9 protein-coding genes are annotated in these 11,248 nt (G+C 38.8%); 5 read left to right on the forward strand and 4 right to left on the reverse strand.

What is annotated here, in order from left to right; genetic code table 11:
- Positions 1 to 606: 606 nt before the first annotated feature.
- Positions 607 to 2,004 (reverse strand): dipeptidase, encoded by a 1,398-nt coding sequence (locus WBG45_RS06620; protein ID WP_424413102.1) that lies wholly within the window; start codon positions 2,002 to 2,004, stop codon positions 607 to 609.
- A 167-nt stretch (positions 2,005 to 2,171) separates the two neighbouring features.
- On the opposite strand from WBG45_RS06620, the gene WBG45_RS06625 reads away from it, so the two are divergent.
- From WBG45_RS06625 to WBG45_RS06635, 3 genes are all read left to right on the forward strand, one after another.
- Complete coding sequence (locus tag WBG45_RS06625) at positions 2,172 to 3,425, forward strand: CNNM domain-containing protein (RefSeq protein WP_424413104.1); 1,254 nt, start codon at positions 2,172 to 2,174, stop codon at positions 3,423 to 3,425.
- 390 nt (positions 3,426 to 3,815) lie between these two features.
- A complete protein-coding gene (locus tag WBG45_RS06630; protein WP_424413106.1) occupies positions 3,816 to 4,361 on the forward strand; it encodes an RNA polymerase sigma factor in 546 nt (181 codons plus the stop codon).
- Positions 4,362 to 4,656: 295 nt separating this feature from the next.
- Entirely contained in the window at positions 4,657 to 6,111 is a 1,455-nt protein-coding gene (locus WBG45_RS06635) for a phospholipase D family protein (protein WP_424413108.1), read from the forward strand.
- A gap of 79 nt (positions 6,112 to 6,190) precedes the next feature.
- On the opposite strand, the gene WBG45_RS06640 is transcribed toward WBG45_RS06635, so the two are convergent.
- The 3 genes from WBG45_RS06640 to WBG45_RS06650 are packed head-to-tail and all read right to left on the reverse strand — an operon-like array spanning position 6,191 to position 9,053.
- Entirely contained in the window at positions 6,191 to 7,765 is a 1,575-nt protein-coding gene (locus WBG45_RS06640; protein ID WP_424413110.1) for an ABC-F family ATP-binding cassette domain-containing protein, read from the reverse strand.
- A 36-nt stretch (positions 7,766 to 7,801) separates the two neighbouring features.
- Entirely contained in the window at positions 7,802 to 7,984 is a 183-nt protein-coding gene (locus WBG45_RS06645) for an SE1832 family protein (protein ID WP_424413112.1), read from the reverse strand.
- A gap of 46 nt (positions 7,985 to 8,030) precedes the next feature.
- The gene (locus WBG45_RS06650) at positions 8,031 to 9,053 is read right to left on the reverse strand and encodes a hypothetical protein (protein ID WP_424413114.1); all 1,023 of its coding nucleotides are present in this window, start codon (positions 9,051 to 9,053) and stop codon (positions 8,031 to 8,033) included.
- A gap of 127 nt (positions 9,054 to 9,180) precedes the next feature.
- Here WBG45_RS06650 and WBG45_RS06655 point away from each other — a divergent pair, with 127 nt between their 5' ends.
- Positions 9,181 to 9,840 (forward strand): NAD-dependent epimerase/dehydratase family protein, encoded by a 660-nt coding sequence (locus WBG45_RS06655; RefSeq protein WP_424413116.1) that lies wholly within the window; start codon positions 9,181 to 9,183, stop codon positions 9,838 to 9,840.
- A 27-nt stretch (positions 9,841 to 9,867) separates the two neighbouring features.
- Positions 9,868 to 11,248 (forward strand): cation:proton antiporter (locus WBG45_RS06660; protein ID WP_424413118.1); only part of this gene is annotated, 1,381 nt, incomplete at its 3' end.

Genomic DNA, 11,248 nt, shown 5'->3' on the forward strand with positions numbered 1-11,248 from the left:
AGTGTTTAGTTGCAATAGTATCTATTCTCTCATAACCCAAACGATCTTACCTTTGAGCGTCCAGGTTTTAGGGAGCGAAGGACGAATCCCTGCAGCAGAGTGTTCCAAAATTTGTGCAATTCATGTTTTTCAGACGTCAATGCCCATTTTTCAGACGTGGAGCTGTTTTTTTCAGACGTCAACGCTAATTTTTCAGACGTCAACCTCGAAAAGTCAGACTGAGATTTATTCGAAGAATGAAAAACGGGGATTTTCAACATGAACTACTGTCTATTTTGCTTGAAAGTAAATGTCACTACTAACTTTAAGGAATGTTCTGAAATAAAGTAACCACAAAAGAGGCCGAAATTGCATCTTCGGCCGACTATTTACCTATAGATAGTATCTATTTTCTCATAACCCAAACAATCTTACCTGTGAGTATCCAGGTTTTAGGGTGCAGAGGACGAATCCCTGCCGTATATTGATCTAAAAAAATAGAGCGGGGCAAGTGACGATGTCACAAGCCCAACTCTTTATTCTCTAGATTATTGTGCAGCAGAGGAGACGTCCGAAGCGCACTGAAAACCTCTTTAAAGAAAGGTCTAAGGTAAAATCTACTATTACTTACTTCTTCAAATCTTGTGGTGCAAATTGAGCGATTTCATAATAGTAATCACCAATTACACGTAGACCTTGGTCAAAGTTTTCTAAATGGAAATGTTCATTTGGAGCATGGAAATTTTCAGAAGCTAATCCGAAGCCCATTAACACAACGGGTAATCCTAAAATTTCATCAAACGCTGCAACGATCGGAATAGACCCGCCACCACGAACATATGAAGTCGGTACATTATAAACTTTCTCATATGAACGACCTGCTGCTTGAATCGCTGGATGATCGAAAGGCGTGATAAAAGGTTTTCCTTTATCAAACTCCGTCACTTCAACTGAAACTCCGATTGGTTTATGTTTTTCGATATGAGCTTTTAATTTCGCTACAATCTCATCAGGATCTTGATTTGGAACTAAACGACAAGTAATTTTTGCGCCAGCTTCAGCAGGCAATACCGTTTTAATCCCTTCACCAGAGAATCCACCGAAAACACCGTTGATTTCTAAAGTTGGTCGAACCCAGGTGCGCTCTAAGTGTGTAAAACCTTTTTCACCAAATAATTCTTCTACACCTAGCTCTTTTTTCAATGCTTCTTCATCAAATTCAAGTGCAGCATATGCAGCGCGTTCTTCTTCAGTAACAGGAACAACATTGTCATAGAAACCGTCAACTTGAATTGTACCTTCTGCATCGCGGAATGAATCAAGTACTTCTACTAATGCATGAATGGAGTTTTGGACACCACCGCCGTAAAGGCCAGAGTGAAGGTCGCTTTTGGCACCTTTTACTTCAATCTGTACACCCGCTAAACCACGTAATCCATAACATACAGCAGGTTTCCCAGGACCTTGCATACCCGTATCTGAGATGACAATAATATCAGCCGAAAGTTTTTCAGTATTCGCTAAAACATACTCAGGCAAATTCGGACTGCCGATTTCTTCTTCACCTTCAATACAGAATTTCACGTTAACGGGCAAAGAACCTTCAGTTTTAAATAAAGCTTCAATTGCTTTTACATGCATGTAAACTTGTCCTTTATCATCACTTGCACCACGTGCATATAATTTGTTGTCTCGGACTTGAGGATCAAACGGCTCTGATTCCCATAGATTTAACGGATCAACAGGCTGAACGTCGTAATGTCCATAAACTAAAATAGTAGGCTTTCCTTCAGCGTGCAACCAATCTGCATATACAACGGGATGACCTTTTGTTTCATCAATTGACACATTTTCTAAACCAGCTTTTGTCAAAGAGTCAGCTAACCACGCTGCTGCAGTTTGCATATCTGATTTATGATCAGATAAAGCACTGACACTTGGTATACGTAAAAATTCTTTTAACTCATTTAAATGTTCTTCGCGTTTCGTTTCAAAATAACTGTTTAATTCTTGCAAATGGCTCATCCAAATCCCTCTTTTCGCAAAATTTCGTGAATGGAAATAGTATAGCACAAATCTAGTATTAGATTTAAAGAGTGGCAAATGGGACACGTAAATTCGGAATATGGTATGATGGGAATACTAGAAATTGAGCGGAATTTTTTTGACTCATATAGGAGGAAACACGGTTAATGGAATTTATAGCTTTGGCCATTAGTTTAATGTTGTCGTTTTTCTTTTCAGGCAGTGAAACGGCACTAACAGCAGTAAATAGGATGAAGGTCCAGCATCGCGCTGAACAAGGAGAAAGGATGGCACAAAAACTTCTCATGTTAATCGCGAAACCGGACCGTATGATTACAACGATTTTAATCGGAAATAATATTGTTAATATTGCCATGCCTACTTTATTGACACTTATAGCACTAAAATATGATTGGGATATTGCACTAGCAACGGCTGTTTTGACAATCATCATTATCATCTTTGGTGAGGTATTGCCAAAAACAATCGCAGTTACGTTTGCAGATAAAATAGCGTATATCGTGGCACCAATCATTTCAGTTCTTGTTCAAATTTTGCGCCCTCTAACATTCTTAATTGCGAAATTCACAAATATTTTCATTCGCATCATTTCGAAAGGGGCAGTAAAAGAAGCAACATTAACTAAAGAAGAATTACGTTCTATGGTAGATATCGCCTCAACTGAAGGTACGTTTAAGGAAGATGAGTCTGAACGCCTTAAAGGTGTTTTAGATTTCCCGCATAAAGATGTAGAAGATGTATTGGAAACACACCGTACAGAAATAGTCGGGATTCCAACTAATGCTACATATGAAGAAGTACGCGATATTATTTTAGAGCATTATTATACGCGCTACCCTGTATATGAAGAGAGTATGGACCATATTGTTGGTATGTTTTATTCGAAAACCTTGATCGAATGGTCAATGGATCCAACGATGGATATGCACGATTTAATAGACAATGATCCACTGTTCGTCGTTCAATCTGTTAGTGTTGAGAAAGTATTTAAACAAATGCTGACGAAGAAAAAACATATGGCAATTGTCCTCGATGAATATGGTGGAACACTTGGAATTGTAACGCATGAAGATATTATTGAAGAAATGATCGGCCAGGAAATTGAAGATGAATCGGATGAAGATGAAGATATTTTAGTCTATGAAATGACTGAACATCGTCTCATCTGTCACGGTCGTTTGGAAATTGAAGACGTAAACGAAATGTTTAAAGTGGAAATTCCAAATGATCACGATACAATTGGCGGATTTGTTCTTCAACAGTTGGGACACATGCCTGATAACGGAGAACAATTCAGTTATGAAAATCTTCATTTTGAAGTAAATGAAATGGACCGCAATCGCATTTTACAATTAACCATTACCATAAAAGATAACGAAGAAGTGCTGAATGACGATTAGTCATCAGCACTTTTTTTCTGTCTAATTTTATAACTAATAATTCCCTTGGTTTTCGCTGCGCTTCTGCGGTTACTCGCCGAAAAGGAAATTTAGCTCGTCCCGCTACACTTTTCATTGTCTAGCTACAACCGCCAGCTCTCACCTAAGGTTGGAGCTGCAGGATGTAGGTCATGAAGGCATTGCGACACGATGTCGCGAACTTAGCCTTCCTTCCGATTAGGAAACAGGTTTCCGATTCTTGTCTTCCAGCGTCCGCGTCGAGCTAGATGGCGCTTTCCGCTTTTCTTTCTTACACGTTTGTAATTAATTTGAAAGTGAATACGATAGAGCGTAAGGTTCGTTTTTGGCAAAATAGAGACATCAGCAAGAAACGGACGGAGGATATTTTAAATGAACGGACAGATAGAGCAAGTATACGAGGAATACCATCGCTATATATATCACTTATGTTTAAAACTGACACGCAACCAAACCGAAGCAGAAGATTTGATGCAAGAAGTTTGGGTCAAAGTGGTACGGTACGAAGACTACATGAAAAATGTCGATCATTTAAAAGCTTGGTTAACAACAATTTGCATGAACACATTTCGTGATCGTTACCGCAAAACCATACGTCGTAGCAAACATATTTTAAACCAACCTGATCAATTAGATGTTCCGGTGCTTGATTTAATTCCATGTGATTCACTTAATGCTGAAGACATTTTAGAAAAAGACGATTTGTCTCAAATGGTCCAACTGAAAATTGGTCAACTTGATGGTATCTATAAAACGACGGTATTGTATTTTTATGTGCACCAATATTCTCTAGTTGAAATTGCCACATTGATGAAAGTCTCGATAGGGACAGTTAAATCACGCCTTTTCCGTGCGAAACAACGTTTAAAAGAAATGATGATAGCAGATACAGCTGCTGTCGAATATCTGCCAGCTTAATAATGAAATCACAGTCCTTGAGGCTGTGATTTTTTTCGTTTATAAGGTGAGCGGTGGCTCAGTCGGACTTTTTGACATTGACGTCTGAAAAAATGCTTATGACGTCTGAAAAAAAGGCATCGACGTCTGAAAAATATCGGTTCACGTCTATAACCTAATTGACGATTCTAGTTATATTTTAGATAGATACTGCAACCTGAAAAATATTTTCAATACACCATCTAATACGGTTTGTGCATCCGGATACAAGGGAATATGGAGATAAAACAGGATTATTCTCAAGGGGGAAGAGCGTATGGCCAACAAGCCGCGCAATCAATGGAGTAAGAGAAAACGTATTATCATAGCTTCTATAGGAATCTTTGCACTTATTTATATAGCTGCCATCATGTGGCATACATTTAAGCCACTACCAAAAGGTATTTCGCATGAAGGGGAATTATTTAAAACAGACACGGTTGAAATGATTACGGATTTGACCTTTGCACAAGACAAGAAAGGCAAGGGAATGGTCCATGAAAACAATATTTTTGATGCCGTATACACGATGATTGAAGAAGCTGAGGACTTTGTTGTTGTGGACTTTTTCTTGTTTGATGGTTATTACGATGAAAAAGAAGACTTCCCTAAAATTGCGGATACGTTATCGACCACATTAGCAAATAAGAAAAAAGAAAATCCTGACATGCCAATCGTTTTTATCACTGATCCGTTGAATCGTGGTTACGGTTCATATGAAAATGAGTGGTTTAAAAAAATGCGTGATGCCGGAGTCGAAATTGTCTATACCGATTTAGATCCCTTGAGAGATTCTACACCCATTTATTCAGGAATTTACCGAACGATTTTCCAATGGTTTGATATAGGTGGAAAAGGATGGATTGAAAATGCAATGGCGAGCGAAGCGCCTAAAATGACTATTGCGTCGTATATGACTTTACTAAACGTAAAAGCAAATCATCGCAAAGCTGTTGTGACGGACAAAGAAGCTATGGTAACTTCTTCAAACCCTCACGATGCCAGTGGATTTCATGGGAACATTGCATTAAAAGTTACAGGTCCCGTATTAAATGATATTTTAGAGGCTGAAGAAGCCGTTTCTCTATATTCTGGTGGTCCAAAACTTCCTAGAGCAGAAGTGGAAGAGGCTAACGGTGAATATGAAGTTCAATATGTTACCGAGAAAAAGATTTTGGATGCTTTACTTGCTGATTTGGCTGAAACCAAAGAAGGAGACAAGATTTGGCTAGGTATGTTCTTCATTGCAAAACGCGATATTGTGACAGCTATGATTGATGCAGCAAATCGTGGTGTAGAGATTAATATGATACTTGATCCAAATGAAAACTCATTTGGGCAAGAAAAGTCCGGATTGCCTAATCGTCCAGTTGTTCAAGAGTTGGTGGAAGATTCGAAAGGAAAGATTAATGTACGCTGGTACAATACGGTAATTGGACAGTATCATACGAAAGCTATTTGGATTCAAACTGATGAACATACTATTATTTCAAATGGCTCTGGTAACTATACAGAACGCACGCTTGATGACTATAACCTAGAAAGCAATTTACGTGTCATCGCTCCTAATGACAGCGAACTCGTCGGAGAGATGGAAGAATACTTCGAACGTCTTTGGAACAATGAAGATGCTCTGTATACCGTTGAACTAGAAGAATTCCAAGATGAATATACGTGGTGGCAACGATGGATTTATACATTCCAAAAAGCCATTAAAGTAACGACCTATTAAATGCTAAACCCTTGTGCAATTGATGCGCAGGGGTTTTTACAATTTAAAAAAGCCGCTAAAGTTCAGCGGCTTCTTACATTTATTTAATTGTATCGTCAACTTGCACACCAGTTTGGAACCAGTCTTCAACGTTCCAAACTTTAGTTGCTAAGCCTTCATAAAAATCAGGTTCATGGCTGACTAAGACAATGGTGCCTTTGTATTCAGTAAGTGCACGTTTTAGTTCTTCTTTAGCGTGTATGTCTAAATGGTTGGTAGGCTCATCGAACAGCATCCAGTTACTTTCTTCCATCATCAATTTACAAAGACGAACTTTCGCTTGTTCTCCACCACTTAAGCTCTTCATCGGGCGTGAAATATGTTCGTTTTTTAAACCAGTACGTGCTAAAGCTCCACGAACTTGGCTTTGTTCCATGCTCGGATACGTTTTCCAAATCTCTTCGATCGGTGTAACATTATCAGCTTTTACTTCTTGTTCGAAGTACGAAATCGATAGGAAGTCTCCACGTCTTACATTACCGCCAAGGGCAGGAACTTTTCCAAGCATCGTTTTAAGTAAAGTAGATTTACCAACACCGTTCATACCGACAAGGGCAATCTTTTCTCCGCGTTCAATTGTAAATGATAGGGGCGGTAATAACGGTTTATCATAACCAATGACTAAGTTTTCAGCTTCAACAATATAACGGCTTGGACTACGTGACTCTTTAAAACCGAATTGAGGCTTCGCAGCAGTTTCAGGTTTATCGATACGCTCAATACGATCGAGTTGCTTTTGACGAGACTTAGCACGACCAGTTGTTGAATAACGCGCTTTATTCTTAGCGATAAAGTCTTCTTGTTTCTTAATGAAATCTTGTTGTTTTTCATACGCATCAACATGTTGGCGTTTGTTCATTTCAGCAAGTTCAAGGAATTTTTCATAAGTAGCAGTAAAACGAGACAACTTAGAAAACTCTAATTGGAAAATAACATCAACGATGCCGCTCATAAATTCTGTATCATGTGAAATTAGTAAAAACGCGTGAGGGTAATTTTTCAAGTAATTTGTTAACCACCCAATATGCTCTTCATCTAAATAGTTGGTAGGCTCATCTAATAGTAATACTTTTGGTTTTTCAAGAAGCAATTTTGCTAGGAGGACTTTCGTACGTTGACCACCTGACAGAGCAGATACTTCACGGTCTAATCCAACAGCATCTAAGCCAAGACCACGAGCTACTTCTTCAATCTTCATATCAAGTGTGTAAAAGTCACCTGCATCTAGAGCATCTTGAATATCAGCCATTTGCTCAAGTAATTCTTCTAACTCTTCAGGCGTTGCATCACCCATTTTGCCAGTGATTTCATTCATTTCTGCTTCTTTTTTGTAAAGTGGTAAGAATGCATCGCTTAAGGTATCACGCATTGAACGACCTTGTTCTAAACGAGTGTGTTGATCTAAATATCCGTAATGAGTACCTGGAAGCCATTCTACTTTTCCTGAATCATGAATGATTTCCCCAGTAATAATGCTCATTAATGTGGATTTTCCAACGCCGTTTGCCCCAACTAATCCAACGTGTTCACCTTCAATTAAGCGAAATGATACGTCTTTAAATAGTGTACGGTCACCAAATGTGTGACCTAAATTATCAACTGTCAATAATGCCATGATTCCATTCCTCCATAAAGAAAGCTCGCAGGCCTGTTACAGCGCCGCGAGCTTTTTGTTTAGTTCTGCGAGTTGTAGTTCCATATTTCCTAAGCGTTGCTCGGCTAGTTCAATCATGGCTGGATGCCCAGTAGATTCTAACTTTTCCATGTCGCCTTGCAATCGTATATAATCCATCTTTAATTCTGCAATTTGTGCTTTAATCTGTTGTGAAGTCATATAAGAGAAACTCCTCTTTTAACAACTATTGTATCACAAGATTGAGTTATTTGGTGATTTCACGTGCTTCTTCTTGAATGATTTTTTCTAAAAAACGTTGCATGTTCGTATTATTCATTGCTAATTTTAACGATAATTGCTTTTTAATGGCACGTACACTGCGGTTTGGATGAAGAATGGTCTCCATTACCGCATTTTGCAAATGTGATTGTTTTAGCTTGCGTCCAAGCCCCAAGTAAATAAATCCATTTGCTTCTTTAGGGAAGGCATGTTGTGCTTCTCGTTCATCTTCCGCAATGACAATACATGGCTTACCTATTACAGCAACGTAGTATGGAGTATAGCTTGCATCGCAGATGACTAAGTCAGATTCACTAATAAGTTGAATTGGGTCATCACAATCAACAATTCTTGTTTGCTTGCGTCCTAAAGCCATTAATTTCAAGTCATCTCGACTATGTGGGTAACTTGAATGAAGAGCTACAGTAATCGCGAGAGGAATTTGTAAATGTAATAAATGACGTAGCGTGCGATAGGATAAATTATCTGCATCTTCATCGGCAAATGTCACCACGACATGAGGTAGAGGAAGTGCTGGAGCTTGTTTTAAACCTGAATTAGCATATGGCTCTAATTCGTCAGGGACAATAAATGCGGAGGGCCCGACTACATAATGGGAAGGCACTGGCTCGCGATCCTCATGATAAAGCGATTGAACCACCCTTGTAGCAGCTTTTCCTCCTTCACCAAAATCGTCAAAATGTAAGGTGATCGGAACTAGTGAAGATAATAATTTCCCTTCATCAATGTCCGTATCACCACCATCAGAAATGACGACATCGGGTTCATATTCTTGTAATAACTTCTTCAAATCAGCTTTACTTACATATGAAAGAGGGGCAAACCCCTGTTGGTCAAGCTTTTGAAGAACTAATGTTTGTTTTTCAGAAGCTGCAAATAGAATGCGATGAGATGCTAGTAATTTAGCAATTTGGATACATCTCGTGACAGGATAGCCCGCACGTCCAATCGTAAATAAAATGGTTTTTTGCTGAATTTGGTTGCTCATTTCATTCCCACCTTTCCTCTTCTATTTAACGTATGGAAACCAAGCCTCCCGTATGAGTAATTGTTCAGATTTTGCTTAATCATATGGTAAACTTAAGCAACGTAAATTTGAGAAGGGAGTGATAAACATGGAAAAGAGAACAGCGTTGGTAGCAGGTGCAACAGGATTGACAGGTTCACACCTTATCAAGTTTCTTTGTGAAAACGATGCTTACGAAAAAGTAACGATTATTGTCAGACAAGCAATTTCATACAGCAATCCTAAGTTAACAACAAAAATTAAAAATCTAGATCAAGTAACTACTACTGATTTTGAAGGGGTAAATGATTTCTTTTGCTGTTTAGGGTCGACCATGAAAAAAGCAGGATCCAAAGAAGCGTTTGAACAAGTCGATTTATTAGCGCCAGTTCAAATGGGGAAACATGCACAAGCACAAGGAGCACAACATATGCTTGTTATTTCAGCGATGGGAGCAAATCCAAGCTCGTCAATTTATTACAATCGCATAAAAGGTAAAATGGAAGAGCAAGTTTCTGTACTACAACTTCCTCATGTATCTATATTTAGACCATCTTTATTAACCGGTGATCGACAAGAGTTTCGGTTAGGGGAGCGCTTTGGTGCTTTAGCTATGAAAGCCTTAAAATCATCTTTTATAGGGCCGTTGAAAAAATACCGTGCAATCGAAGCGCAGCAAGTGGCTTTTGCCATGATGCAAAAAGCATTAGAGACACCTTCAAATAAAGTATCCATTTATGAATCAGAGGAAATTGAAAACATAAAATAAGCAGCAAACTAAAATTGAGGTGATTCCATGTTCGATTCGCTCTTATTTGATTTAATGTTCGTCATTTTTTTAGGAATTGCTTCACAATGGTTAGCTTGGCGTTTCAGAATGCCCGCTATTGTTCTCATGTCCATTGCTGGTTTGTTTGTAGGTCCGATTCTTGGATTTATTAATCCACAAGAAAGCTTCGGCGATTTATTCGGTCCTATCATTTCGCTAGCTGTGGCTATCATCCTGTTTGAAGGGAGTTTGAACTTAGATTTCCGAGAAATTCGCGGATTTAACAAACCTCTATTTCGTATCGTGACCTTGGGGGCTTTTATTGCGTGGATTGCAGGGTCTTTAGCTGCTCATTATTTAGCAGGTTTGTCTTGGGCTGTGGCTTTTGTCATTGGTGGTTTGTTTATTGTGACAGGTCCCACTGTGATTCTGCCCTTACTTAGACAAGCAAAACTTAAACCGAAAACTGCCGCTATACTAAAATGGGAAGGCATTGTGGTGGATCCATTCGGTGCCCTTCTAGCCGTTTTTGCATTTGAATTTATTCAATTTATTAATGATGAAGTAACACTAAAAGCATTGCTGATTTTCTTTGCCGCTTCCGTATTTGCCGCTTTAATAGGGTTTGGAGCTGGACGAGCACTAGGCTGGATGTTTGAAAATGGCAATGTACCGGAATTTTTAAAATCTCCAATGGTCTTCGCAGTAGTGTTATTCACTTTTGTGCTGTCAGACGAAATCATGCACGAAACAGGGTTGCTTGCCGTTACTGCAATGGGGATGACCATGGCAAACATGCACATAGCTTCAATTCATGACATGAGACATTTTAAAGAGAACATTTCAGTCTTACTCATTTCCAGTATTTTTGTCATGCTGACTGCTTCATTAGCACCATCAACGTTATTGAAAATTCTTGATTGGAAAATCATCACTTTTGTAGCTGCCATGTTGTTTATCGTTAGACCATTATCAATTTGGTTATCCACAATTGGTACGGATTTAACCAATAAAGAAAAGACCTTAATAGGATGGATTGCTCCACGGGGAATCGTCGCGTTGACGGTTTCGGGTTACTTTGCCTCAGTCATGTTAGAAAAAGGTTATGAAGATGCAGATATCTTGGTGGCTTTAACATTTGCCCTTGCCTTTTCGACTGTGGTAGCGCATGGATTTTCGATTAGCTGGTTGGCTAGAAAGTTAAATTTAGCATCTTCTGACAGTCCAGGCGTATTAATTGTCGGTGGGAATCGATTTACAACCGAATTAGCGAAATCACTTCATGATTTAAAACATCAAGTTCTTATCATGGACAATTCTTTTGAACATTTAAGTGAAGCACGTAAATTAGGATTAAATTCTAAGGTTGGTGAAATCCTTTCCGAACAAACGGAATATAATGTTGATT

The sequence above is a fragment of the Paenisporosarcina sp. genome, assembly GCF_049671445.1.
GTDB lineage: Bacteria > Bacillota > Bacilli > Bacillales_A > Planococcaceae > Paenisporosarcina.

Coding starts and splice junctions, on each gene's coding strand:
- WBG45_RS06620 (WP_424413102.1), bottom strand. CDS start 2,004: ATGAGCCATTTGCAAGAATTAAACAGTTATTTTGAAACGAAACGCGAA.
- WBG45_RS06645 (WP_424413112.1), bottom strand. CDS start 7,984: ATGACTTCACAACAGATTAAAGCACAAATTGCAGAATTAAAGATGGAT.
- WBG45_RS06625 (WP_424413104.1), top strand. CDS start 2,172: ATGGAATTTATAGCTTTGGCCATTAGTTTAATGTTGTCGTTTTTCTTT.
- WBG45_RS06635 (WP_424413108.1), top strand. CDS start 4,657: ATGGCCAACAAGCCGCGCAATCAATGGAGTAAGAGAAAACGTATTATC.
- WBG45_RS06655 (WP_424413116.1), top strand. CDS start 9,181: ATGGAAAAGAGAACAGCGTTGGTAGCAGGTGCAACAGGATTGACAGGT.
- WBG45_RS06640 (WP_424413110.1), bottom strand. CDS start 7,765: ATGGCATTATTGACAGTTGATAATTTAGGTCACACATTTGGTGACCGT.
- WBG45_RS06630 (WP_424413106.1), top strand. CDS start 3,816: ATGAACGGACAGATAGAGCAAGTATACGAGGAATACCATCGCTATATA.
- WBG45_RS06650 (WP_424413114.1), bottom strand. CDS start 9,053: ATGAGCAACCAAATTCAGCAAAAAACCATTTTATTTACGATTGGACGT.